Genomic DNA, 23,411 nt, shown 5'->3' with positions numbered 1-23,411 from the left:
GGCGGGTTCCGTGTGCGGGCATCCGGTGGCGCGGCGAGAATGAAGGGCGCCGGGACTCGCGGTGCGTCCGGCGCCGCGCCGGCCGTCCGGCACCGGGAGGCACTCCATGACCACCGCCGGAGACATCATGCACCGCGGCGTCCAGTGGATCCCCGCCCACGAGACCCTCGACCGCGCCGCCCAGCTCATGCGCGAACTGAACGTCGGCGCCCTGCCCATCAGCGACGAGAACGAGCGGCTGTGCGGCATCCTCACCGACCGCGACATCGTCGTCGGCTGCGTCGCCACGGGCCACGACCCCGGCCGGGTCACCGCGGGCGAGATGGCCAAGGGCACACCCCGCTGGATCGACGCGGACGCCGATGTCGGCGAGGTGCTCCGCGAGATGCGGGAGCACCGGATCCGCCGCCTGCCGGTGATCCAGGACAAGCGCCTGGTCGGCATGATCAGCGAGGCCGACCTCGTCCGGCACCTCGCGAAGGACCAGATCGCCTCCTGGGCGCAGAGCGTCTACGCCACGACCGCGACGCACTGACCCCGCCCGCCTCCCCGGACACGACTCCGCCGCACCGACGCCGGGTGCACCGACCCCAGGTGCACCGACCCCGGGTCACGGCCTCACGCGCCGACGGCGCGCGTCACAGTCCGCATCACAGCCAGCCGCTGCGCCGGAAGCCCCGGTACAGCGCGAGACAGGCGACGGATATCACGCCGATCACCATGCCGTAGCCGTACCGCCAGTGCAGCTCCGGCATGTGATCGAAGTTCATGCCGTACACCCCGCAGACCATCGTCGGCACGGCGACGATCGCGGCCCATGCCGTGATCTTCCGCATGTCCTCGTTCTGCGCGACCGTGACCTGCGCGAGGTGTGCCTGGAGGATGGAGTTGAGCAGTTCGTCGAAGGCCGCGATCTGCTCCTTGGCCCGCAGCAGATGGTCCGAGACGTCGCGGAAGTACGCCTGTATCTCCGGGTCGACCGCGCGGATCGGCCGGGTGGCGAGATCCTCCAGCGGCCGGCTGAGCGGCACCACCGCCCGCTTCAGCTCCAGCAGTTCACGCTTGAGCTGGTAGATGCGCCCCGGGTCGGTCCGCGCACCGGCCTCCGAGAACACGTCCGTCTCGACCTGGTCGATGTCCGCCTGCACCGAGTCCGTGACCGTCAGGTAGTCGTCCACCACGTGGTCCGCGAGCGCGTGCAGCACCGCCGACGGGCCCTTGGCGAGCTGGCCGGGATCGGACTCCAGCTCCTCGCGCAGGGGACCCAGCGAGCCGTGCCTGCCGTGCCGCACCGTGATCACGAAGTCCGCGCCGACGAACACCATGATCTCGCCGGTGTTCACCACCTCGCTGGTGGCGGTGAGTTCCTCGTGCTCGACGTAGCAGACCGTCTTGAACACCGCGAAGAGCGTCTCGCCGTACCGCTCCAGCTTGGGGCGCTGATGGGCTTCGATCGCGTCCTCGACGGCCAGCGGGTGCAGATCGAAGAGCTCGGCGATGCCCGCGAACTCCTGGTCCGTCGGCTCGTGCAGACCGAGCCACACGAAGCCTTCGCGGCTCTTGCGCACCCGCTCCACGGCGTCCACCAGATCGCCGCGCGCGGGGTCGCGCACGCCGTCCCGGTACGTCACGCAGTTGACCACCGAGGAGCCCAGCGGGGACCGGGCCGGGTGGCTCAGATCGACGCGGGGGCGTCGCCGGGCCAGCCGAGCCACCTTGCGAAGACCACCGACCCCGCCGAGGCTCGTGACCTTCCGCAGATTCCCTGCCATGGACATCCGGATCTCCTTGCGTGGAACTCCTCGCGCCGTTCCTGCGCCTTGGCGCGTCAGTCTGCCAGGCCCGCGTGAGCTGCGGGTAAGCCTGTGGATACGGCCCATTCCGCTTGGTTCCCGGTTGTGGACGAACCGCGCGCCGACGCCATGCCCCCCACATGTCGACGCCTGCCCGTGCCCGGCGGTTCTGGCGTACGGCGGTTCGCGACGCGCCTCTCGGTGCCGGAGCGTCGACGAGTACGGATAAGTCGGACAACTGGGATGATCGTGGCATGACGCGAACCGACGGGTACCTCCTCGACCACCGGCGACCCGAGGCGGCCGAACACTTCAGCGCCTTCGCCACCCTCTTCGACCCCACGACGTTCCGGCATCTCGAAGCGCTCGGGATCGGATCCGGCTGGCGGTGCTGGGAGGTCGGCGCCGGCACCACCGTGGTGTCCTGGCTGGCGAAGAAGGTCGGCCCGACCGGGCGCGTCCTGGCGACCGACACCGACACCTCGCGGCTCGCCTCCGCCGCCCGGCCGCCCGTCGAGGTGCGCAGGCACGAACTCGGCGCGCACGAGCCGCCGGGGGAGGGCTTCGACCTGGTGCACGCCCGCCTCGCCCTTGTCCACGTGACCGACCGGGAACGGGCGTTGCGGTCCATGGTCGCGTCCCTGCGCCCGGGCGGACGCCTCCTCGTCGAGGACGCCGACCCCTCCCTGCAACCCCTGCTCTGCCCCGACGAGTACGGTCCCGAACAGCAGCTCGCGAACCGGCTGCGGCAAGGCTTCCGCACCCTCCTCGCCGACCGCGGGGCCGATCTCCCCAGCGGCCGCACCCTGCCGCGGCTGCTCCGGGAGGCCGGACTGACCCGGGTCCACGCAGACGCCTACTTCCCCCTCTCCTCGCCGGCCTGCGCGGCCCTGGAGTCCGCCACGATCCGCCAGATCCGCGACCAGCTCGTCACCGCGGGCCTCGCCACGGACCAGGACATCGACCGGCACCTCGTGAACGTCACGTCGGGTGTGCTCGATCTGACGACGGCCCCGATGATCTCGGCGTGGGGGCGGAAGCAGTAGGCGGTGGTGGTGGCCTGCCGCCCACCGTCTCCACCGCTCGCGCACCCGCCCGGCAGCCCTTCGCCGCGGCCTCCTCCGGCCCCGCGCCCGCGAGCAGGGCGGCGAGGAACGCGCCGGTGAAGGCGTCACCGGCACCGGTCGTGTCCCGTGGCGTCGCCGGCACGGCCGGGACCCGGGCGCGTACCTTCCCCGAGCGGGCCACGACAGCGCCCTCGTGGCCCTGTTTGGCGACGACCAGCGGCACGCGCAGGCTCAGCTCCGCCGCCGCCTCGGCCGCGTCCGCACGACCCGTCAGCAGGCGGGCCTCGTCCCGGCTGGGCAGCAGGACGTCCACCCCCTCCACGAGCGCCAGGAACCGCTCGGCGCCCAGCTCCGCGAGGAAGCCGGCCGACGCCGGATCCAGACTCACCGGCACCCCCCGCGCCTGCGCGGCCTCCACAGCGACCCTCACCAGGGCCCGGCTCGTCTCGGAGAACAAGAGATAGCCCGACAGGTGCAGCCGGGCCACGCCGTCCAGCAGCGCGTCCGACCAGTCGGCGGGTTCAAGCCGCAGCGACGCTCCGCTGTCCGTGAGGAACGTCCGCTCCGCCGACGCGCCCCCGTCGACCATGCAGATCACCGTGCCGGTCGGCGCCAGCGGGTCGACCACCAGCCGCGGACGCACGCCCTGGGCGACCAGCTCACGCTCGTGCCAGGCCGCCGCGTCCGCCCCCACGCGCCCGAGCAGCCGCACGTCCGACGCCCCCTGGCGGGCCGCCCAGCAGGCCACGTTCGCGCCCGCCCCGCCCGCCACCGTCCGGATGGAGGCGGGCGTGTCCGTACCGGCCGCGAGCGGCCCGCGGTGCCGTGCGACGACATCGGTGATGACGTCCCCGACGACCAGCAGCACCCGCCCGGCCCCCGGCCCCGCGCCGCCCTGCGCCGGCTCGGCGCGGCTCACCACGGAACCCACACCGCCCCTGTCCCGCCTGTCGAAGCCCCCGCTCCGCCCCCCTGCGCCCCTGCCGGGCTCGCCGAGGGCCCCGCGCCGCCGGTCACCGTCACCCCCGGCTCCAGGCCGTCGCGATCCGGGCCGCCAGGCGTACGTTGCCGCGCACCGCCGCCAGGTTGGCGCTCAGGGAGGCACCGTCCGTGTGCCGTACCAGGTAGTCGAGCAGGAACGGTGTGACGGCCTGGCCGGAGACCCCTTCCTCCTCACACGCGTGCAGCGCGTCCGCGAGCACGCGTGCGTGCAGCTCCGGATCGAGCTGCTCCTCCTCGGGGACCGGGTTGGCGACGATCAGCGCGGACTCCGGCCCGCCGAGTGCGTCCTGGGCCCGCATGACGTCCGCCACCCGCTCCGGCGTCTCCAGCGTCCAGTCCACCGGATGCCCGGAGTCGGAGAGGTAGAAGCCGGGGAACCGGCCGGTGCCGTAACCGGCCACGGCGACCCCCAGGGTCTCCAGCCGTTGCAGGGTCGCCGGAACGTCCAGGATCGACTTCACCCCGGCGCACACCACGGTGACGCGGGTACGCGCCAGCAGCCCCAGGTCGGCCGACTCGTCCTGCGTCAGCGTCCACTCCCGGTGCACGCCGCCGAGCCCACCCGTGGCGAAGACCCGTACCCCCGCGAGCGCCGCGAGCAGCGCGGTCGCAGACACCGTGGTGGCCCCGTTCGCACCGGACGCCAGCGCGAGCGGCAGATCGCGGTGGCCGAGCTTGCGGATCCCGTCCTCGTTCGCGACCCGTTCCAGCTGCTCCTTGTCCAGGCCGACGTGGGGCCGCCCGTCGAGTACGGCGATCGTGGCGGGCACCGCGCCCTCCTGCCGTACGGCCGTCTCCAGCTCCAGCGCCACCTGGAGGTTGCGCGGCCGCGGCAGCCCATGGGCGATGATCGTGGACTCCAGAGCCACGACGGGCCGACGCGCGTCGATCGCCTCCCGCACTTCTTCGGACACCACCAGCACCACGCGCCCGCCTCCTGCCAGTCGGTCAGTCGTCTTCCTCATCTCTGGCGGGCGGCGCGCCGGACCAAACCCTTGCGGGCCACCGGAGTCACCACGAGCCTGGGGTGCATGACGGATCACACGCCACGTCTCGACCATGTCGTCCTCTGGGTGCGCGACCCGCTGGCCGCCGCAGACTTCTACGAGAAGGCCGTCGGTATGGAGGCGGTCAGGCTGACGGAGTTCGCGGCGGGTGAGGCACCGTTCCCGTCCGTGCGCGTCAACGGCGAGACCATTCTCGACCTCATGCCGCTGACCTACGCGCAGCGCATGACGATGCTGCCCGGCTCCGCCGAGAGCGCGGGCCACCCGGTCAACCACGTCTGTCTGTCCCTGTCCCGCGACGGCTTCGACGCCCTGCGCAGCCGCCTCGAAGAACGCTCCGTACCGATGTCGGACCTCTCCCACGACTCCTTCGGAGCCCAGGGCAAGGCCACCCGCAGCTTCTACTTCCGCGACCCGGACGGCAACGTCTTCGAGGCCCGGCACTACGGCTGACGACCGGGCCCCGCTCTCAGAAGAGCGGCTCGGGCAGGACACCCTCCAGGGCGAGCAGCCTGCGCTTGGTCTCCAGGCCGCCCCCGAAACCGCCGATGCCGCCACCGCTCTCGACGACACGGTGACAGGGCACCACCACCGGCAGCGGATTGGCGCCCATCGCCATGCCCACGGCCTGGGCGGCGCCCGGCTGACCGACCCGCCCGGCCAGGTCGCCGTATCCGACGACCTGGCCGTACGGGACGCCCGAGGCCAGTTCGCGCAGGACCTCCCGGTTGAAGCCGGAGATCAGCGACCAGTCCAGCGGCAGGTCGAAGTCGCGTCGCTCACCCGCGAAGTACGCCTCGACCTGGCGTATCGCCTCGGCCAGCAGCGGGGAGCCGGGTGCCTCGACGGGCTCGGTGCCCAGCCGTGACGCCAGCCGCTCTACCGCCCGGTCCCGCACCGCGTCCGTGGCGTGGAACACCACGTTGACCAGGCCGTCCCGGCTCGCGGCCAGCAGCAACGGCCCGATCCGGCTCTCGACGACCGCCCACACGACGCGCGGCTCGACCTGCCCCTGGCTGTCCATGCGCTCCACAGTAGGACCACCCACTGACAACGCCGCCCGGCCCGGGGCCGGATCAGCCGTCCAAGGCCTCGCGCACCACGTCAGGCCGGTTCGTGATGATCCCGTCGACCCCGAACCCGGCGACCCGCCGGGCCGTCCTCGCGTCGTCGACCGTCCAGGCGAAGACCCCCATCGGCCTGCCGTGCGGTCCGTCGAACGCCTGCACGGATGACACGTAGGCCGGGCTGAGCGAACTGTACGAGGGGTTGATCAGGTCGACGAACTCCGCGCAGTCGAGCAGGTCCGACACCGGCGGCGTCCCCAGCAGGGCCGTCTTCACACCGGGCTTCAGCTCGTGCACCGTCCGCACGCTGTCCGCGCTGAAGCTCTGCACGATCAGCCGGCCCGCCCGATGCGGCCGGTCGAGCCAGCCCTCGTTGCTGAGGACCTTCACCGTCTGCCGCTCGATGCCCGGATACAGCTCCGGGTTCTTGATCTCCAGGAGGAGCTTCTGGTGATGACGCTCCAGGCGGTGCACGAACTGCTCCAGCGTCGGCACGCGCGCGCCCGCGTAGGCGGGGCCGAACCAGCTGCCCGCGTCGAGGCGGGCGATCTCCGCGGCGGTGAAGTCCTTCACCTTCCAGGGGGCCCGGCCGGGGAAGACCTCCTCGGCGTCGGTGGTGCGGCGCAGGTTGTCGTCGTGGATGACGACCAGCTCCCCGTCCCTGGTCCGCTGCACGTCGTTCTCCACCCAGCGGATCCCCAGCTCCGCCGCCGCGTCCACGGCGGCCAGCGTGTTCTCCGGCGCGTACGCGGAGGCGCCCCGGTGCGCGATGACCAGCGGGGACGGGCCGCCGCCCGCTGCCTGCGCGGGGGAGGCGGGGAACAGCAGGGCGGCGGTCCCCAGGAGTGCGGTGGTCGAGGCGGCAACAGCGCGCGCGTGCATGCGTACTCCTCGCGACGAGCGATCGGCGACATCACAGACAGCACAACTGTGACAGCAGAGGGTCAACACGAGGGGGGTGCGGGATGGCCACACGTTGAACGGACCCGGCCCAACTCCGCTCACTGGTACCGCACAACTGCGGCAAGGCCGTGTTTGTTTGCCGGAAAGTCGTTCGACCATTCCGGTGGGGGTCATACTCTCTGCGTCAACCCTGACCGCCCGTGCGGTCCTGGGAGGGGGCGCACATCCGGCATTCCGGGACGTTCGAAGGCGGGAAGGGCAGCCACGCATGCAGGGCACGGTCGACGGTTTCAGCTACGGCCTGGTCACACCCCTGGTGGCCTACTTCATGGCTTGTCTCGGCGGTGCCCTGGGTCTGCGCTGCACCACGAGATCCATGCTCGTCGCCCAGTCCTGGCGCCCCGGCTGGCTCGCCCTCGGCTCCGCCGCCATCGGCTCCGGCATATGGACCATGCACTTCGTCGCGATGATGGGGTTCACGGTCCGGGGGGTCCCGATCCACTACGACAAGGCGATGACCTACGCCAGCCTCGCCGTCGCGATCATCATGGTGGGCATCGGGATCTTCATCGTCGGCTACCGGGGCGCGCGAGGGACGGCCCTGTTCACCGGCGGCACCATCACCGGACTCGGCATCGCCTCGATGCACTACCTCGGCATGGCCAGCATGAGTCTGGACGGGAAGCTGCAGTACAACACCGTCACCGTCGGCATCTCGGTCGCGATCGCGATGGCCGCGGCCACCGCCGCCCTGTGGGCCGCCGGCCAGGTCAGGGGCTTCCTCTGGAGCGTGGGCGCCAGCCTCGTCATGGGGCTCGCCGTCAGCGGCATGCACTACACCGGCATGGCCGCCCTCAGCGTCCACGTGCACGGCGGTTCCGAACCCGCCACGGGGCAGTCGCCCGCGTCGCTCCTCGCCCCCATGCTGATCGGTCCGCTCGCCTTCCTGCTCCTCGCGGGCGTCGTCGTGATGTTCGACCCGCTGATGGTCATGGGGAAGCCCACCGTCGTCCCCGTCGAGCAGAAACCCGGCATACCGGCCCACGCCCACCTCCGGCACCCCGCTCACCGCCTGCGCTTCCGCCCGCACCGCACCCCGGAGCACCGGGAGTCCCGCACCCCGCAGAACCGCTGATCAGAGCCCGTTGTCAGTGCGGGGTCGTACGGTGGATGCCATGCGGCCCGTTTCAAAGATCGAACGCACGGTGGCGCCCTTCGAGGTCGTCAGCCCCTACCAGCCGAGCGGCGACCAGCCGACGGCCATCGCCGAGCTCGCCCGGCGCATCGAGGCCGGTGAGAAGGACGTCGTGCTGCTCGGCGCGACCGGCACCGGCAAGTCCGCCACCACCGCGTGGATGATCGAGAAGCTCCAGCGCCCCACGCTCGTGATGGCGCCGAACAAGACGCTCGCCGCCCAGCTGGCGAACGAGTTCCGCGAGCTCCTCCCGAACAACGCCGTCGAGTACTTCGTCTCGTACTACGACTACTACCAGCCCGAGGCCTACGTCCCGCAGTCGGACACCTACATCGAGAAGGACTCCTCGATCAACGAGGAGGTCGAGCGCCTGCGCCACTCCGCGACCAACTCGCTGCTCACCCGCCGCGACGTCGTCGTGGTCGCCTCGGTCTCCTGCATCTACGGCCTCGGCACCCCGCAGGAGTACGTGGACCGCATGGTCCCCCTGCGCGTCGGCGAGGAGATCGACCGCGACGAGCTGCTGCGCCGCTTCGTGGACATCCAGTACACGCGCAACGACATGGCCTTCACCCGCGGCACCTTCCGCGTCCGCGGTGACACCATCGAGATCTTCCCGGTCTACGAGGAGCTGGCCGTCCGCATCGAGATGTTCGGCGACGAGATCGAGGCGCTGTCCACCCTGCACCCGCTCACCGGCGAGATCATCAGCGACGACGAGCACCTCTACGTCTTCCCGGCCTCCCACTACGTCGCAGGGCCCGAGCGCCTGGAGCGGGCCGTCAACGACATCGAGAAGGAGCTGGCCGAGCGCCTGACGGAGCTGGAGAAGCAGGGCAAGCTGCTGGAGGCCCAGCGCCTGCGGATGCGCACCACCTACGACATCGAGATGCTGCGCCAGATCGGCAGCTGCTCCGGCGTGGAGAACTACTCGATGCACTTCGACGGCCGCTCGCCCGGCTCCCCGCCCAACACCCTGCTGGACTACTTCCCGGACGACTTCCTGCTCGTCATCGACGAGTCGCACGTCACCGTCCCGCAGATCGGCGCCATGTACGAGGGCGACGCCTCACGCAAGCGCACCCTCGTCGACCACGGCTTCCGGCTGCCCTCCGCCCTGGACAACCGCCCCCTGAAGTGGGAGGAGTTCCAGGAGCGCATCGGCCAGACGGTCTATCTGTCGGCCACCCCCGGCACCTACGAGATGTCCCGCTCGGACGGCTTCGTCGAGCAGATCATCCGCCCCACCGGCCTCATCGACCCGGAGGTCGTCGTCAAGCCCACCGAGGGCCAGATCGACGACCTGGTGCACGAGATCCGGCAGCGCACCGAGAAGGACGAGCGCGTCCTGGTCACCACGCTCACCAAGAAGATGGCCGAGGACCTCACCGACTACTTCCTGGAGCTGGGCATCCAGGTGCGCTACCTGCACAGTGACGTCGACACCCTGCGCCGTGTCGAGCTGCTGCGTGAGCTGCGCGCCGGTGAGTACGACGTGCTGGTCGGCATCAACCTCCTGCGCGAGGGCCTCGACCTCCCCGAGGTCTCCCTGGTGGCGATCCTGGACGCCGACAAGGAGGGCTTCCTGCGCTCCGGGACGTCCCTGATCCAGACCATCGGCCGCGCCGCGCGCAACGTCTCCGGTCAGGTCCACATGTACGCCGACAAGATCACCCCGGCGATGGAGAAGGCCATCGAGGAGACCAACCGGCGCCGCGAGAAGCAGGTCGCGTACAACACCGAGCGCGGCATCGACCCCCAGCCGCTCCGCAAGAAGATCAACGACATCGTCGCCCAGATCGCCCGCGAGGACATCGACACCGAACAGCTGCTCGGCTCGGGCTACCGCAAGGCCAAGAAGGACGGCGGCGGCACCAAGGCGCCCGTGCCCTCCCTCGGCAAGGCCGGCGGGACGGCCAAGGCCGCCAAGGGCAAGGCGAAGGAGACGGTGCCGACCGATCGCCCCGCGGCCGAACTGGCCGGGCAGATCGAGGAACTGACCGCGCGGATGCGGGCCGCCGCCGCGGAGCTCCAGTTCGAGATCGCGGCCCGGCTGCGCGACGAGGTCTCCGAGATGAAGAAGGAACTGCGCCAGATGAAGGAGGCGGGCCTGTCCTGACAGCGTGCCGCGTACGCGCAGTGTTGCAAGACCGACACAAAGTGCGGACGAGGGTACGTCGCTGTCAGTGCCCCTGCGTAGGGTTCTGGTCAACCGCGAGCACGCGGCAACAGGGGACGTTCGAGAGGGGAATCAGCGCGTGACCGTCAACATGACCAAGGGTCAGGCCATCAGTCTGCAGAAGAACGACGGTGGCAGCCTGACTGCGGTTCGCATGGGTCTCGGCTGGCAGGCGGCTCCCCGGCGGGGCCTGTTCGGCTCGCGCACGCGGGAGATCGACCTCGACGCCTCCGCCGTCCTGTTCGCGGACAAGCAGCCGGTCGACGTCGTCTTCTTCCGCCACCTGGTGAGCGACGACGGCTCGGTGCGCCACACCGGTGACAACCTCGTCGGCGGTGTCGGGCAGGGCGGCGACGACGAGGCGATCCTCGTCGACCTCGCGCGGGTCCCGGTCCACATCGACCAGATCGTCTTCACCGTGAACTCCTTCACGGGCCAGACCTTCCAGGAGGTGCAGAACGCCTTCTGCCGCCTCGTCGACGAGACCAACGGCCAGGAGCTCGCCCGCTACACGCTCGCCGGCGGCGGCCAGTACACGGCTCAGATCATGGCCAAGGTCCACCGGTCGGGCCCGGGCTGGACGATGACGGCCCTCGGCAACCCCGCCAACGGCCGCACCTTCCAGGACCTGATGCCGGCGATCCTGCCGGTGCTCTGACGCACCCCGTGCCCCGGACCGGCGGGCCCGGCGGGCGGCACACGACACCACACAACGACACAGGGGGACGAAGGCGATGACGGCCGAGCTGGTGCGGGGGCAGAACCACCCGCTCTCCCAGTCCCGTCTCGAGATCAGGATCTCGGCCGGTACGCCGATCGTGGCCGTGGCCGCGCTCGGCGATGAGAACGGCCGGATCCACGGCGTGGAGTGGGTGGCCCACCCGGGCGCACCCACCCAGCCGGGTCTCGAGGTCTCCAGGCAGGCCGCCGCCGACCACCGTCTCGCGGTGGACCTGGACGCCGTGCCGGAAGCCGTCCACCGTGTGAGTGTGCTGCTGGCTCTGCCCGCCGGGGGGACGGGGCCGCTCCGTTTCGGCGCGGTGGCGGCCCCCTTCGTCGCCGTCACCGGTCTCGACGGCGACGAGGTCGCCAGCTACACCATCACCGGCCTGGAGGCGGAGTCGGCCGTCGTCGCCCTGGAGCTGTACCGCCGGCAGGGCGCCTGGAAGGTACGTGCCGTCGGCCAGGGCTACGCGGGCGGTCTCGCCGAACTCCTCACTGATCAGGGCCTGCCCCAGGCCCACGAGCTCGCCGGGAGCATCAACGAGGCGGTCGCACAGGGGCTGGCCCGCTCCGTGCAGGCGCCCCCGCCGCGCACGGCGGACGGCGACCGCTCCCGCCAGGCGGCGGCTCCCGCCCTCGGACCCGACCAGGGCGGCGCGGCGTCCCAGCCGGGCCCCGTACCACCGACGTCGCCGTACGGCGGCGGGCAGACGCCCGGCGGCCCTGGGCAACCCGCCCCGCAGCAGCCGTCGTACCCCGGCGGCGCGCCCGACCCGCACGCCGTCACCCAGCCGTCCGCGCCGACGGCCGGCGGCCCGATCGACTACAGCCACCCGCGCCGCCAGAACACCGCTCCGCCCCCGCCCGCGCCGACCGCGCCCCCGGCCGCACCCGGACAGCCCGCACAGCCCGTCGCGGGTGACGCGACCGGCTGGTCCATGGAGGAGCGGCTCTACAACCAGGTGTGGGGCATGTTCGAGGACCTCGCCCGCACCACCGCCGCCTACCGCAGCGCCGTCGATTTCGCCGAGTCGCGCATGGACAAGGAGCTGGAGCAGGTCCTGGCCGACCCGCGCAGCCGGATCGGCGGGCAGGGCGACGCCGCCCGCGAGGAGGCCAGGGCGCGGCACGCCCGGCTCGTCGCGCAGGCCCGGGAGGCCCTCGACCGGGACCTCGCCCAGCTCGCCGCCGAGGCCGACGTCGTGGAACCGGCCCTCCCGCCGGCCTACGCCCGCTGGGACAACCCCGTCTGGCACGCCTACCGGGTGCCGATGGAGATCCCGATGGCCCTGCGCCTGGGCGACCTCCATCTCCCCGAGGCCGACGGGATCCGCATCCCGATGCTGGTCCGGCTGCCGCTGGAGCGCGGCCTGTGGATCGACAGCGGACCGGCCGGGGCGTCCGACGGTTCGTTCACCGACTCCCACGCCATGAGCCGTCTGGCCATGGAGACGGCGGTCGCGCACGCCGCCCGGCTGCTGGCCGTCTACCCGGCGGGCGAGTTCACCGTCCACGTCATCGACCCGGCCGGCTCCGGAGCGCAGCCGCTGGCGCCGCTGGTGCGGGCCGGCGTGCTCGCGGCCCCTCCCGCGCTCGGCGCCGCCGGGGTGGCGGACGTGCTGGGCCGGCTCACCCAGCGGGTCGACCTGGTGCAGATGGCGCTCCGGGGCGGCGTCGCCGACTCCCTGCCGCCCGGCTTCGACACCTCCCAGCAGCTCCTGATCGTCAACGACTTCCCGCACGGTTTCGACGACCGGGCCGTCAATCAGCTGCGCTACCTCGCCGACGAGGGTCCCGACGTCGGCGTCCATCTGATGATGGTGGCCGACCGGGAGGAGTCGTCCGGGTACGGGCCTTTGCTCGATCCGCTGTGGCGTTCACTGCTGCGACTGACGCCGGTGGCCGACGATCACCTCGCCGACCCGTGGGTCGGGCACGCGTGGACCTACGAGCCGTCGCTCCTGCCGCCCGGCAGCCAGGTCCTCCAGCAGGTGCTGGCGCAGGTCGCGGCCGCCCGCACCAAGTTCATGTAAAGCCCTTCGACCAGCGGATTTGGCCTTTCTTTTGCCAAGTGCTTTACCTGTTCTTGGCAATTGGGGTACTGTTGACGGCACGGAGGGGAGTACTCCCTGACTGCTGCGGCGTACCCGTCAATACGGATCAGGCCAGATCCCGGGGCGTCGGCCCATCTTGGGTGGAAGAGACCTCCGGCAGCGACGACGCTGACATTTGCCGTTACGACTGCCGGAGGCGCAGTGGATGTTTCCATGACCCTATGGGTCCTGACGATCGTGGGCCTTGCCGCCCTCATCGCGGTCGACTTCTTCATCGGCCGCAAGCCGCACGACGTGTCGATCAAGGAAGCCGGGATCTGGACAATCGTCTGGATCGTGCTGGCCGCCCTCTTCGGGTTCGGCCTGCTCCTGTTCGCCGGTGGGCAGCCCGCAGGTGAGTTCTTCGCCGGCTTCATCACCGAGAAATCGCTCAGCGTAGACAACCTCTTCGTCTTCGTCCTGATCATGGCGAAGTTCGCGGTGCCGTCGCAGTACCAGCAGCGGGTGCTGCTGATCGGTGTCCTCATCGCCCTGGTCCTGCGAGCGATCTTCATCGCCGCCGGCGCGGCGATCCTCGCCAGCTTCTCCTGGGTCTTCTACATCTTCGGCGCCTTCCTCATCTGGACCGCCTGGAAGCTCATCCAGGAGGCCCGAGCCGACGAGGAGGACGAGGACTGGGAGGAGAACAAGCTGCTCAAGGCCGCCGAGCGCCGCTTCGGCGTGGCGGACCGCTACCACGGCACCAAGCTGTGGATCCAGGAGAACGGCAAGCGGGTCATGACCCCGATGCTGGTCGTGATGCTCGCGATCGGCACCACCGACGTCCTGTTCGCCCTGGACTCCATCCCCGCGATCTTCGGCCTGACGCAGGACCCGTACATCGTCTTCACGGCCAACGCGTTCGCCCTGATGGGTCTGCGCCAGCTGTACTTCCTCATCGGCGGTCTGCTGAAGAAGCTGGTCCACCTCAGCTACGGCCTGTCGATCATCCTCGGCTTCATCGGCGTCAAGCTGGTGCTGCACGCGCTGCACGAGTCGGGCGTCCACGTCCCCGAGATCAGCATTCCGGTCTCTCTCGGCGTGATCTGTGCCGTCCTGATCATCACCACGATCACCAGCCTGCGCGCGTCCAAGAAGCAGGCGGCGGCCGAGGCGGCGCAGGGCAAGAGCGGAGGCACCGCGAAGGACAGCATCGACGTCTGACCGCGTCGGGCGGAGGAACGACCCGCACCGGGACCGGTGGCCGGCGAATTGCCGACCGCCGGTCCCGGTGCTTGCTTGTTTCCTGAGCGCGCTCCCCGGCCCGGGGGCGCCGAGGCCGGCTGGAGGTGCCATGAAGTTCGTGCAAATCATCGAGTTCGAGACCGAGCGCCTGGACGAGATGCGGCAGATTCTCGAAGAGGCGGGGCAGCGCAACGCCGACCGCGAGGGCGGCCCCACCCACAGCACGCTGCTGCAGGACCGGGACAAGCCCAACCGCTATCTCGCGCTGATCGAGTTCGAGTCGTTCGAAGAGGCCATGCGCAACAGCGACAACCCCGAGACGACCAGGCTGGCGGAGCGGCTGAACGAGCTGAGCCTCGGCGAGCGGGTGTACACCAACTGCGACGTCCTGGACGCACGTGTTCTCAAGTAACCCAACCGGCGGCCCCGCGGGGTTCGGCACGACCGGAGTGCGGGGCCCCTTCACCTCTGCGACGATCGCTGCATGATCGCTCGGCACATGCGGTTCGCGGCTCAGTGGACGACCCTCGTGCCCCTGCTGGCGGTCGTACTGCTGGCCCTGACCTGGGGACGGGATCTGCCCGTCTGGGTCGTCGCGCTGGTGACCCTGGTCCTCGCCGGGGCCGTGCTGGCCGCCGTGCACCACGCGGAAGTGGTGGCCCATCGCGTGGGGGAGCCGTTCGGCTCGCTCGTGCTCGCCGTCGCCGTCACGATCATCGAGGTCGCCCTCATCGTCACCCTGATGGCCGACGGCGGGGACAAAAGCTCGACCCTGGCCCGGGACACGGTCTTCGCGGCCGTGATGATCACCTGCAACGGCATCGTCGGCCTGTGTCTTCTGGTCGCCTCGCTGCGGCACCGCACAGCCGTCTTCAACCCGGAGGGCACCGGCGCCGCGCTCGCCACCGTCGCGACGCTGGCCACGCTCAGCCTGGTCCTGCCGACGTTCACCACGAGCAAGCCCGGACCAGAGTTCTCGACCGTCCAGTTGACCTTCGCGGCGCTGTCCTCGCTGATCCTGTACGGCCTGTTCGTCACCACACAGACCGTGCGGCACCGGGACTACTTCCTGCCGATCACCCGGCACGGCGACGTGATCACCACCGAGGAGCACGCCGAGGCGCCGACCGTCCTCACCGCCCGGGTCAGCCTGGCCCTGCTGGGCCTCGCCCTGGTCGGCGTGGTCGGTCTGGCCAAAGGCGTCTCGCCGACCATCGAGTCCGGAGTGGAGGCGGCGGGGCTCCACCACGCGGTCGTCGGTGTGATCATCGCGCTGCTGGTGCTGCTGCCGGAGACCATCGCCGCGCTGCGCTCCGCCCGCCGCGACCGTGTGCAGACCAGTCTGAACCTCGCCCTCGGCTCGGCCATGGCCAGCATCGGCCTGACCATCCCCGCCGTCGCGCTCGCCTCCCTCTGGCTCTCCGGCCCGCTCGTCCTCGGCCTCGGCGCCACGCACATGGTGCTGCTCGCCCTGACCGTGGTGGTGGCCTCGCTGACAGTGGTGCCCGGCCGGGCCACACCGCTTCAGGGCGGCGTCCACCTGGTGCTGTTCGCGGCCTACCTGGAGCTGGCGATCAACCCGTAGTCGCGCAAACGCTCACGCAAGCGTTTACGCGCATCCACCACGCACCACCGGCACCACCGACCGGTGACGAGACCGGGCCCTTGACCCGCTACCCACCACGAGGCCCGCCCCCGGCTCACCCCGCGGCCGCCTCCGCCGTCGCCCCCGCCCGTGCCGGACGCGTCTCCGGCAGCATCGCGAAGCAGCCGAGGCTGAACAGGGCGATCACCGTCAGATACGCGGCCACACCCCACGGCACCCGCCCGCCCTGCTCGGCCAGGGCCGTCGCCACGATCGGGGTGAGCGCGCCTCCCACGACCCCGCCGAGGTTGTAGCCGACGGCGGCGCCGGTGCAGCGCACCCGCGGCTCGTACAGCTCCGGCAGATACGCGGCGATCACGGCGAACATCGTGATGAACGCCAGCATCGCCCCGAGGAAACCCAGGAACATCGGCAGCGGCGCCCCGGTGGCCAGGAGCGCGACCATCGGGAACATCCACAGGGCGGCGGCAGCGCACCCGATCAGGCACAGCGGACGACGGCCGTACCGGTCCCCGAGCAGGGCCATCAGGGGGGTGAGCGCGCCCTTCACCAGCACCGCGCCCATGATGCAGGTCAGCATGACGGAGCGGCTCACACCGAGCCGCTCCGTGCCGTAGGCGAGGGACCAGGTCGTCACGGCGTAGAAGATCGCGTAGCCGATCGCGAGCCCTCCGCCGGTCAGCAGGAGGAGCCGCCAGTGGTGGCGGACGACCTCGGCGAGGGGCACGCGCGCGTGGTCGTCGATCTTCAGGAAGCTGGGGCTCTCGGCGAGCGAGGACCGCAGCCACAACCCCGCGACGGCAAGGACCCCCGCCGCCCAGAACGGCACCCGCCACCCCCACGCGGCGAACTGCGCCTCCGTCAGCGCCGAGGACAGCCCCAGGACGACACCGTTGGCGAGCAGGAACCCCAGCGCGGGCCCCACCTGCGGGAAGCTTGACCACAGGACGCGCCGTTCGGCGGGCGCGTGCTCCACGGCCAGCAGCACCGCTCCGCCCCACTCCCCGCCCAGCCCCAGCCCCTGGAGGAAGCGCAGCACCAGGAGCAGCAGGGGAGCGGCCACACCGATCGTCTCGTACGTCGGCACGCAGCCGACCGCGACCGTGGAGGCCCCGGTCAGCAGCAGGGAGGCGACCAGGACGGGACGCCGCCCGCGCCGGTCCCCGATGTGCCCGAACAGCACCGATCCGAGCGGCCGGGCCACGAAGCCCACCCCGAAGGTGGCGAAGGCGGCCAGCGTCCCGGCCACCGGGGAGAAGGTCGGGAAGAACAGCGGCCCCAGGATCAGGGCCGCCGCGGTCCCGTAGACGAAGAAGTCGTAGAACTCGATGGCGGTGCCGGCGAGGGAGGCGGCCGCGAGGCGCGGCATGGAGGGTGCCCTTACGGTGCGTACGTCGTGCATGCCGCGTCAACTACCCACCGTGATCGCCGGTTACGGGGGCGCGTGGAGGGCTTCGGGGCCCTCAGTACGTGACCGTGATGCGCCGGGCCGGCCCGTCCACGCGCACGGTTCCCCCGTACGGGATCACCAGTTGCGGATCGGTGTGGCCGAAGTCCACGTCGAAGACGATCGTGGTGCCGGGCGCGTAGGTCCGCATGGCGCGCAGGACGGCCTCGCGCTGCTCGGAGGCGTAACGGACGCCTTCCTCCGGGCTGGTTCGGCGCTCCAGGGACCAGGTCTTCGCACGGCCCATCAGCAGGGCCGGGAAGCGCTGGAGCAGCCCGCGCTCACCCATGTTCCGGAGGGTGCGGTGCACTTCCGTGGCGCTCGGCATGCCCTCGGAGGTCTCCAGCAGCAGGACACCGCCGTCGTACACGGAGAGGTCGTGCGAGACCTCCCGGTCGGCCACCAGCAGCCGGCCGACGATCTCCAGACAGCCGCCCCAACTGCGGCCCTCCACCACCCGGTCGGGGTTCACCCAGGTCCAGCCGGTGCCGGGACGGGTCTCCGGCTCGGCGAGGAAGGTCGCCGGGTCGGCCCAGTCCCGGTCGAAGTTCCGCCACCGCTCGGCGGGCCTCAGCTCGAACGGGCCCGACGTGAACAGGGCCGCTCTGAGGGACTCGGCGGTCTGCGGGTGCATGGCGCCGGGGCGGCCCAGCTCGCACATGACGCTGCCGCCGTGGTAGGCGACGATCCCGCTGTTGCGCAGGAACGCGAGCAGGTTGGTGTTGTCGCTCATCCCGAAGAACGGCTTCGGGTTCGCCCGTATCAACTCCCGGTCCAGGTACGGCAGGACGGTGATCTGGTCGTCGCCGCCGATCGACGCGATGATCGCCTTGACGTCCGGATCGGCGAAGGCGGCGTGGAGGTCGGCGGCCCGCTCCTGGGGCGTGGCTCCCATCCGGCGGGTCGTCGGGTACTCGACCGGCTCCAGCCCGAACTCCTCGCGCAACCGCTTGAGGCCCAGTTCGTAGGGGAGCGGGAAGAGCGCAGGCAGGCCGGACGAGGGCGAGAGCACGGCGATGCGGTCGCCGGGCGACGGCTTGGGCGGACAGGCAGGGCTCGTCATGCCGGGATGCTAGGCACCGGCGGGCTGCCGTCGCACCGTGATAAACCGGCTGGGAGCGGCGGTCCGTCACGGGCCGTCCGACCCCGAACGGACCGGAGGAACCGTGCCCCGCACCCTGGCCAACGCCCCGATCATGATCCTCAACGGGCCCAACCTGAACCTGCTCGGCCAGCGCCAGCCGGAGATCTACGGCTCCGACACCCTCGCCGACGTGGAGGCCCTGTGCGCCAAGGCGGCGGCCGCGCACGGCGGCACGGTGGACTTCCGCCAGTCCAACCACGAGGGCGAGCTGGTCGACTGGATCCACGAGGCGCGGCTCCACCACTGCGGCATCGTGATCAATCCGGGGGCGTACTCGCACACCTCCGTCGCCATCCTGGACGCCCTCAACACCTGTGACGGCCTGCCCGTGCTGGAGGTCCACATCTCCAACATCCACCAGCGCGAGTCCTTCCGGCACCACTCCTACGTCTCGCTGCGCGCCGACGGGGTCATCGCGGGCTGCGGAGTGCAGGGGTACGTCTTCGGCGTGGAGCGCGTGGTGGCGCTGACCGGGGCGGCACAGGCGGACGCCTAGGTGTGCTGTCCTGGGACGTCGCTGACAGGCCACACCGGCAGCCCGGCGAAGTAAGCCCCGCCGAGCGTGGTGAGCGCCCCTTACCGCCGCCGGGCTGCTCAGAGCCGCCCCGCCTCCACGATCCGCCGCAGGAACCGCCGCGTGCGCTCCTGCCGCGGATCCTCGAAGACCTGCGCGGCGGTGCCGCGCTCCAGCACCACGCCCCCCTCCAGGAAGCAGACCTGGTCGGCGACCTCCCGCGCGAAGCTCATCTCGTGGGTGGCCAGCACCATGGTCATGCCCTCGTCCTTGAGGCCGCGGACGACGGTGAGCACCTCGCCCACCAGTTCGGGATCGAGGGCGGCGGTGATCTCGTCGAGCAGGAGCAGCCGCGGGCGCACGGCCAGGGCGCGGACGATCGCGACGCGCTGCTGCTGGCCGCCGCTCAGCCGGTCCGGGTACGCGTCCGCCTTCCCGCCGAGCCCCAGCCGCTCCAGCAGCTCACGCGCGCGTGCCTCGGCCTCGGCACGGGGCACCCCGTGCACCCTGCGCGGGGCGAGCGTGATGTTCTCCAGGACGGTCATGTGCGGGAACAGGTTGTAGGCCTGGAAGACCACGCCGATCCGGCGGCGCACGGCGTCATGGTCGGCGCGCGGGTCGGTGATCTCCTCGTCGTCCAGCCAGATCGCCCCGTCGTCGATCTCCTCCAGCAGGTTCGCGCACCGCAGCAGCGTGGACTTGCCGGAGCCGGAGGCACCGATCAGCGCGGTGACGGTGTGCGGGGCGACCTCCAGGTCGACGTCCCGCAGGACGACCGCGTCACCGAAGGTCTTGCGCACGGACTCCATGCGCAGCACGGGCGTCTGGCTCATATGGCTCCTCCCTGGGCCTGCCGGCGGTCCATCCGGGCCGTCACCCAGTCCGTGAAGCGGGTCATGGGGATGGTCAGCGCGACGAAGACCAGACCCGCGACGATGTACGGGGTGTAGTTGAGGCTGCGGCCCACGATGATGTCCGCGGCCCGCACGGCGTCCACCGCACCGCCGATCGAGACGAGCCCGGTGTCCTTCTGCAGGGACACCAGGTCGTTCAGCAGCGGCGGCACCTGGCGGCGCACCGCCTGGGGCAGCACCACGTACCGCAGCGCCTGCCGGTTGCTCAGCCCCAGCGAACGGGCCGCCGCGCGCTGCGAGGGGTGCACGGACTCGATCCCGGCGCGGAACACCTCGGCGACATAGGCCGAGTACGTCAGGGTGAGCGCGGTGCCGCCGAGCAGTACCGGGTCCACGCTCACCCCCTGGAGCCGCAGCGCCGGGACGCCGAAGACCACGATCATCAGGTTGATGATGAGCGGCAGCCCCCGGAAGAAGTCCGTGTACGCGGCGGCCAGGAAGCGCAGCGGGAAGAACACCGGGCCGCGCAGCGTACGCGCGACGGCGATCAGCATGCCGAGGACGAGCACCGCGGCCCCGCACACCAGCAGCAGCCGGACGTTCAGCCACAGCCCTTCGAGGACCTTCGGCAACGCCTCGCGCGCGTACGCCCCGTCGAAGAAGGTCTCCTTGGTGCGCGGCCAGCCCGGGGCGTTGACGACGACCAGGTAGAGGACGACGGCGGTGACGAGGGTCGAGAGCGCGCCGAGCGCCGTCGCGCGCCGGGCCCGGGTGCGTTTGTGGCGCTCCCGCTCCAGGCGCCGCCGCGACGGGACGTAGCCGTCCGCGGCCTGGTGCCCGCCGGAGCCGGTCTCCGCCTTGTCGACCGTCACTTGAGCACCGGCGCGTCGACGGCGTCCGACAGCCACCGCTGCTCGATCTGCGCGAGCGTGCCGTCCTCGCGCAGCGCGTCCACGGCCCGCGAGACGCAGGAGGTGAGCGCGCTGCCCTTGTCGAGTACGAGACCGAACTGCTCCGGCGTGCCGCCCTGGTTCTCGAACTGCCCGACGATCGTCGCGTCGGTGACCTCGGCCCCGGTGATGTAGAACGCGGTCGGCAGGTCCACGATGATGGCGTCGATCTGGCCGTTCTTCAGGGCGGACTTGGCCTGGTCGTTCTTGCCGTACGCGGCGGGGGCCCGCGTCGGCCGGACCACGTCGTCGATGTAGTCGAGGCTGGTGGTGCCGACCTGCGCGCCCAGCCGCACGCCCTTGAGATCCGCGACGCTCTTCGCCTTCGCCGCCTTGGAGCCCTTCAGCGCCACGACGGCCTGGCGCACGTCGTAGTAGCCGGAGGAGAAGTCCACGGCCTTCTTGCGTTCCTCGCTGACGGACACCTGGTTGATGTCGAAGTCGAAGGTCTTCTCACCGGGCGCGAAGGCCTTGTTGAAGGGGACGGTCTGCCAGGTGACCTTGTCCTTGCCGTAGCCGAGCCGTTCGGCGACGGCGTAGGCGACCGCCGACTCGAAGCCCTTGCCGTTGGCGGGGTCGTCGTCCTTGAACCAGGGCTCGTAGGCGGGCTGGTCCGTGGCGATGGTCAGCTTGCCGGAGGTCCGGGTCGCCAACGCGCCCTTGGCGCAGGCGCTTCCGGTCGACGCCGGGGAGCCGCCCGACGCCTCCGGCTGCGGGGCGCAGCCCACGGCGGCGGCGAGGAGAACGACGGCGGCGGCAGCGTGGCGCAGGGCGCGCGGGGCAGGGTGCATGGCGGGAGATTGACAGCCGACGGTCTCGTTTGTCGAGGTCACGGCAACACTTGTCCGGATAGTGGGAACGGGTGTTGCGATCATGTGAACGGACTGCGGCAGCCGCCGTCTTTCGCCGTGTGCCGAGCCGCCGTCTTCGGCTGCGTGTGCCGGGCCGCCGCCTTCGCCGTGGTGCCGGGGCCGCCGGCCGAGGGCGGGGATCGACAGGCCGGCGGCCCATCCGCTCAGGAGCCGTCATCCTGCGCGGGGCTGAGACCAGTTGACTGCGCAACCAAGCAGGAGGGGAGCGCACGAGCGACACCGGTGTGTGCGAACGATTCACACGGGGCGCGTGCGCGACTCACCACCCCACGCGTGCGCGGCTCACCACCCCACGCGTGCGCGGCTCACCACCCCACGCGTGCACGCCCGCGACCCCACGCGTGCACGCCCGCGCGAGAACTCGCCCACCATGGCGCGGATTTCACCACCCGCGCGCGTGCCACTCCGGAAGGTGCGGGCGCTCCGCGCCGAGGGACGTGTCGTTGCCGTGCCCCGGGTAGACCCAGGTCTCGTCCGGGAGGGCGTCGAAGATCTTGGTCTCGACGTCGTGGATGAGACTGGCGAACGCCTTGGGGTCCTTGTGGGTGTTGCCCACACCGCCGGGGAACAGGCAGTCCCCGGTGAACACATGGGGATGCCCGTGCGGGTCGTCGTAGACGAGGGCGATGGAGCCGGGCGTGTGCCCGACCAGGTGGCGCGCGGTGAGTTCCACGCGCCCCACCCGGATGGTGTCGCCGTCGTCGACCAGCACGTCGGTCCGTACGGGGATGCCGTCGGCGTCGTGCCGGCCGGCGTGGGTGCGGGCGCCGGTGGCCGCCACGACCTCGGCGAGTGCCTGCCAGTGGTCGCCGTGGCGGTGGGTCGTGACGACGGACGCGATGCCGTCGCCGCCGATCATGCCGAGCAGCGTCTCCGCCTCGTTCGCGGCGTCGATGAGCAGCTGCTCGTCGGTGGCCCGGCAGCGCAGCAGATAGGCGTTGTTGTTCATCGGACCCACCGCGATCTTGGTGATCATCAGGTCCTTGAGCTCGTGCACATCGGCCGGCCCGCCGACCTTCACCTCTCCGCTGTACGTCATGTCCGCCAGCCTATAGCGGGGCGGCGGCCCCGGTCCCGCGGCCGGGGAGCGGCCCTACAGCGGGGGCAGGGCCGGAAGCGGGCCGCCGTCCGCTCTCAGCGCGGACCCGGTACGGCGGCCGGCGAGCCAGCCCAGCAGATCCGCGGGGGAGCCCGTGACCGTCACCTCCGGACCGTCCTGGGCGTCGCCTCCCGTGCTCCACGCGCGCGTGCCGTCCGTGAGGCGCGTGGGCGGTACGTCCGGGTGCCCGGCGAACCGGTCGGCGAGGAAGGCGATCTCCCGCTGCGTGAACTCCGCCGGAAGATCCTCCAGCTCGTACCCGATCCCCAGGTCCACGTGGTGCAGCTCCACCTCGACCCACCGCCGGAACGGCACCCGGGACGCTGAGTCGGTGACCCCGTTGCGCAGCTCCACCGTGCGCGACCAGTCCGCCGGTGCGTCCCCGGCGGACTGGAAGCGGGCCGCGCTCTCGCGCAGGTCGGCGAGCTGGACGTCGAGCCCGCGCGGGGCGTCCCGCTCGATGTCGGCGTCCCGGGCCTCCCCGGAGACATACATGGGGCGGCCCTGGAGGACGTTCACGAGGGCGTCCGCGTTGCGGGCGAGATGGGCCAGGACATGGCCGCGGCTCCAGCCGGGCAGCCGTGACGGGTGGGTCACAGCGGCGTTGTCCAGTTTGCCGACTGCGGTCAGCAGCCGGTCCGTCGCGTCACGTACAGACGCCAGGTCATGAGCGTGATCAATCATGGTCCTGACCCTAGCTCCGCCACTCCT

General features: G+C 71.3%; 23 protein-coding genes. 11 read left to right on the top strand and 12 right to left on the bottom strand.

Annotated elements, in window-relative coordinates:
- Positions 1-106: 106 nt before the first annotated feature.
- A complete protein-coding gene (locus AC0665_RS26495; protein ID WP_478509965.1) occupies positions 107-535 on the top strand; it encodes a CBS domain-containing protein in 429 nt (142 codons plus the stop codon).
- Between the two features lie 115 nt (positions 536-650).
- On the opposite strand, the gene AC0665_RS26490 is transcribed toward AC0665_RS26495, so the two are convergent.
- Positions 651-1,778, bottom strand: a complete 1,128-nt coding sequence (locus AC0665_RS26490) for a magnesium and cobalt transport protein CorA (protein ID WP_468411084.1) — start codon at positions 1,776-1,778, stop codon at positions 651-653.
- Between the two features lie 269 nt (positions 1,779-2,047).
- Between AC0665_RS26490 and AC0665_RS26485 the strand changes: the two genes are divergently transcribed.
- On the top strand, positions 2,048-2,839 hold the full coding sequence (locus tag AC0665_RS26485; RefSeq protein ID WP_478607172.1) for a methyltransferase domain-containing protein: 792 nt from the start codon (positions 2,048-2,050) through the stop codon (positions 2,837-2,839).
- Here the strand turns inward: AC0665_RS26485 and AC0665_RS26480 are convergent.
- Both AC0665_RS26480 and AC0665_RS26475 read right to left on the bottom strand, forming a co-directional pair.
- Positions 2,775-3,782 carry a carbohydrate kinase family protein gene (locus tag AC0665_RS26480; protein ID WP_468637726.1) on the bottom strand — a complete coding sequence of 336 codons (1,008 nt, stop codon included), beginning with the start codon at positions 3,780-3,782 and terminating at the stop codon, positions 2,775-2,777. The genes AC0665_RS26485 and AC0665_RS26480 overlap by 65 nt on opposite strands.
- Before the next feature lie 97 nt (positions 3,783-3,879).
- Positions 3,880-4,788 (bottom strand): pseudouridine-5'-phosphate glycosidase, encoded by a 909-nt coding sequence (locus AC0665_RS26475; RefSeq protein WP_478607169.1) that lies wholly within the window; start codon positions 4,786-4,788, stop codon positions 3,880-3,882.
- A 105-nt stretch (positions 4,789-4,893) separates the two neighbouring features.
- Here AC0665_RS26475 and AC0665_RS26470 point away from each other — a divergent pair, with 105 nt between their 5' ends.
- On the top strand, positions 4,894-5,322 hold the full coding sequence (locus AC0665_RS26470; RefSeq protein WP_478607166.1) for a VOC family protein: 429 nt from the start codon (positions 4,894-4,896) through the stop codon (positions 5,320-5,322).
- A gap of 16 nt (positions 5,323-5,338) precedes the next feature.
- Here AC0665_RS26470 and AC0665_RS26465 read toward each other — a convergent pair whose 3' ends face one another.
- Complete coding sequence (locus tag AC0665_RS26465; protein WP_363120199.1) at positions 5,339-5,893, bottom strand: methylated-DNA--[protein]-cysteine S-methyltransferase; 555 nt, start codon at positions 5,891-5,893, stop codon at positions 5,339-5,341.
- A gap of 52 nt (positions 5,894-5,945) precedes the next feature.
- Positions 5,946-6,818: a glycerophosphodiester phosphodiesterase gene (locus AC0665_RS26460; RefSeq protein WP_478607161.1), complete on the bottom strand. Its 873-nt coding sequence runs from the start codon at positions 6,816-6,818 to the stop codon at positions 5,946-5,948.
- A 289-nt stretch (positions 6,819-7,107) separates the two neighbouring features.
- Between AC0665_RS26460 and AC0665_RS26455 the strand changes: the two genes are divergently transcribed.
- The 7 genes from AC0665_RS26455 to AC0665_RS26425 all read left to right on the top strand — a co-directional run bounded on the left by AC0665_RS26455 (position 7,108) and on the right by AC0665_RS26425 (position 15,799).
- A complete protein-coding gene (locus AC0665_RS26455; RefSeq protein WP_468411074.1) occupies positions 7,108-7,974 on the top strand; it encodes an MHYT domain-containing protein in 867 nt (288 codons plus the stop codon).
- A 40-nt stretch (positions 7,975-8,014) separates the two neighbouring features.
- On the top strand, positions 8,015-10,153 hold the full coding sequence (gene uvrB, locus AC0665_RS26450; RefSeq protein WP_366051152.1) for an excinuclease ABC subunit UvrB: 2,139 nt from the start codon (positions 8,015-8,017) through the stop codon (positions 10,151-10,153).
- 139 nt (positions 10,154-10,292) lie between these two features.
- A complete protein-coding gene (locus tag AC0665_RS26445) occupies positions 10,293-10,871 on the top strand; it encodes a TerD family protein (RefSeq protein ID WP_363120203.1) in 579 nt (192 codons plus the stop codon).
- A gap of 76 nt (positions 10,872-10,947) precedes the next feature.
- Positions 10,948-12,969: a TerD family protein gene (locus tag AC0665_RS26440; RefSeq protein WP_478705912.1), complete on the top strand. Its 2,022-nt coding sequence runs from the start codon at positions 10,948-10,950 to the stop codon at positions 12,967-12,969.
- 222 nt (positions 12,970-13,191) lie between these two features.
- Positions 13,192-14,193 (top strand): TerC family protein, encoded by a 1,002-nt coding sequence (locus tag AC0665_RS26435; RefSeq protein ID WP_468637588.1) that lies wholly within the window; start codon positions 13,192-13,194, stop codon positions 14,191-14,193.
- Positions 14,194-14,323: 130 nt separating this feature from the next.
- Positions 14,324-14,626, top strand: coding sequence for a hypothetical protein (locus AC0665_RS26430; protein WP_478607154.1), 303 nt, complete (start codon positions 14,324-14,326; stop codon positions 14,624-14,626).
- 72 nt (positions 14,627-14,698) lie between these two features.
- Positions 14,699-15,799 (top strand): calcium:cation antiporter, encoded by a 1,101-nt coding sequence (locus tag AC0665_RS26425; RefSeq protein ID WP_478705911.1) that lies wholly within the window; start codon positions 14,699-14,701, stop codon positions 15,797-15,799.
- A gap of 115 nt (positions 15,800-15,914) precedes the next feature.
- Here the strand turns inward: AC0665_RS26425 and AC0665_RS26420 are convergent, their stop codons facing one another.
- Both AC0665_RS26420 and AC0665_RS26415 read right to left on the bottom strand, forming a co-directional pair.
- Complete coding sequence (locus AC0665_RS26420) at positions 15,915-17,189, bottom strand: MFS transporter (protein ID WP_478705910.1); 1,275 nt, start codon at positions 17,187-17,189, stop codon at positions 15,915-15,917.
- 94 nt (positions 17,190-17,283) lie between these two features.
- Positions 17,284-18,330 (bottom strand): S66 family peptidase, encoded by a 1,047-nt coding sequence (locus AC0665_RS26415; RefSeq protein ID WP_478705909.1) that lies wholly within the window; start codon positions 18,328-18,330, stop codon positions 17,284-17,286.
- Positions 18,331-18,433: 103 nt separating this feature from the next.
- Between AC0665_RS26415 and aroQ the strand changes: the two genes are divergently transcribed.
- On the top strand, positions 18,434-18,907 hold the full coding sequence (gene aroQ / locus AC0665_RS26410; RefSeq protein ID WP_366051146.1) for a type II 3-dehydroquinate dehydratase: 474 nt from the start codon (positions 18,434-18,436) through the stop codon (positions 18,905-18,907).
- 98 nt (positions 18,908-19,005) lie between these two features.
- On the opposite strand, the gene AC0665_RS26405 is transcribed toward aroQ, so the two are convergent.
- The 5 genes from AC0665_RS26405 to AC0665_RS26385 all read right to left on the bottom strand — a co-directional run bounded on the left by AC0665_RS26405 (position 19,006) and on the right by AC0665_RS26385 (position 23,384).
- The gene (locus AC0665_RS26405) at positions 19,006-19,758 is read right to left on the bottom strand and encodes an amino acid ABC transporter ATP-binding protein (RefSeq protein ID WP_363120210.1); all 753 of its coding nucleotides are present in this window, start codon (positions 19,756-19,758) and stop codon (positions 19,006-19,008) included.
- Positions 19,755-20,651, bottom strand: a complete 897-nt coding sequence (locus AC0665_RS26400) for an amino acid ABC transporter permease (protein ID WP_478705908.1) — start codon at positions 20,649-20,651, stop codon at positions 19,755-19,757. Before AC0665_RS26400 ends, AC0665_RS26405 begins: the two co-directional genes overlap by 4 nt.
- Positions 20,648-21,520 carry an ABC transporter substrate-binding protein gene (locus tag AC0665_RS26395; RefSeq protein ID WP_478705907.1) on the bottom strand — a complete coding sequence of 291 codons (873 nt, stop codon included), beginning with the start codon at positions 21,518-21,520 and terminating at the stop codon, positions 20,648-20,650. The genes AC0665_RS26400 and AC0665_RS26395 overlap by 4 nt, the downstream gene beginning before the upstream one ends.
- Positions 21,521-21,983: 463 nt before the next feature.
- Positions 21,984-22,640 (bottom strand): MBL fold metallo-hydrolase, encoded by a 657-nt coding sequence (locus tag AC0665_RS26390; RefSeq protein WP_468637604.1) that lies wholly within the window; start codon positions 22,638-22,640, stop codon positions 21,984-21,986.
- 54 nt (positions 22,641-22,694) lie between these two features.
- Complete coding sequence (locus tag AC0665_RS26385; protein ID WP_478705906.1) at positions 22,695-23,384, bottom strand: maleylpyruvate isomerase family mycothiol-dependent enzyme; 690 nt, start codon at positions 23,382-23,384, stop codon at positions 22,695-22,697.
- Positions 23,385-23,411: the final 27 nt, after the last annotated feature.

Source organism: Streptomyces sp. NPDC043685, from assembly GCF_056436585.1.
This window is presented reverse-complemented; position numbering and strand designations above follow the sequence as displayed.

Coding starts and splice junctions, on each gene's coding strand:
- AC0665_RS26485 (WP_478607172.1), top strand. CDS start 2,048: ATGACGCGAACCGACGGGTACCTCCTCGACCACCGGCGACCCGAGGCG.
- AC0665_RS26405 (WP_363120210.1), bottom strand. CDS start 19,758: ATGAGCCAGACGCCCGTGCTGCGCATGGAGTCCGTGCGCAAGACCTTC.
- AC0665_RS26470 (WP_478607166.1), top strand. CDS start 4,894: ATGACGGATCACACGCCACGTCTCGACCATGTCGTCCTCTGGGTGCGC.
- uvrB (WP_366051152.1), top strand. CDS start 8,015: ATGCGGCCCGTTTCAAAGATCGAACGCACGGTGGCGCCCTTCGAGGTC.
- AC0665_RS26425 (WP_478705911.1), top strand. CDS start 14,699: ATGATCGCTCGGCACATGCGGTTCGCGGCTCAGTGGACGACCCTCGTG.
- AC0665_RS26465 (WP_363120199.1), bottom strand. CDS start 5,893: ATGGACAGCCAGGGGCAGGTCGAGCCGCGCGTCGTGTGGGCGGTCGTC.
- AC0665_RS26460 (WP_478607161.1), bottom strand. CDS start 6,818: ATGCACGCGCGCGCTGTTGCCGCCTCGACCACCGCACTCCTGGGGACC.
- AC0665_RS26490 (WP_468411084.1), bottom strand. CDS start 1,778: ATGTCCATGGCAGGGAATCTGCGGAAGGTCACGAGCCTCGGCGGGGTC.
- AC0665_RS26495 (WP_478509965.1), top strand. CDS start 107: ATGACCACCGCCGGAGACATCATGCACCGCGGCGTCCAGTGGATCCCC.
- AC0665_RS26430 (WP_478607154.1), top strand. CDS start 14,324: ATGAAGTTCGTGCAAATCATCGAGTTCGAGACCGAGCGCCTGGACGAG.
- AC0665_RS26390 (WP_468637604.1), bottom strand. CDS start 22,640: ATGACGTACAGCGGAGAGGTGAAGGTCGGCGGGCCGGCCGATGTGCAC.
- AC0665_RS26420 (WP_478705910.1), bottom strand. CDS start 17,189: ATGCCGCGCCTCGCGGCCGCCTCCCTCGCCGGCACCGCCATCGAGTTC.
- AC0665_RS26395 (WP_478705907.1), bottom strand. CDS start 21,520: ATGCACCCTGCCCCGCGCGCCCTGCGCCACGCTGCCGCCGCCGTCGTT.
- AC0665_RS26415 (WP_478705909.1), bottom strand. CDS start 18,330: ATGACGAGCCCTGCCTGTCCGCCCAAGCCGTCGCCCGGCGACCGCATC.
- AC0665_RS26440 (WP_478705912.1), top strand. CDS start 10,948: ATGACGGCCGAGCTGGTGCGGGGGCAGAACCACCCGCTCTCCCAGTCC.
- AC0665_RS26455 (WP_468411074.1), top strand. CDS start 7,108: ATGCAGGGCACGGTCGACGGTTTCAGCTACGGCCTGGTCACACCCCTG.
- AC0665_RS26385 (WP_478705906.1), bottom strand. CDS start 23,384: ATGATTGATCACGCTCATGACCTGGCGTCTGTACGTGACGCGACGGAC.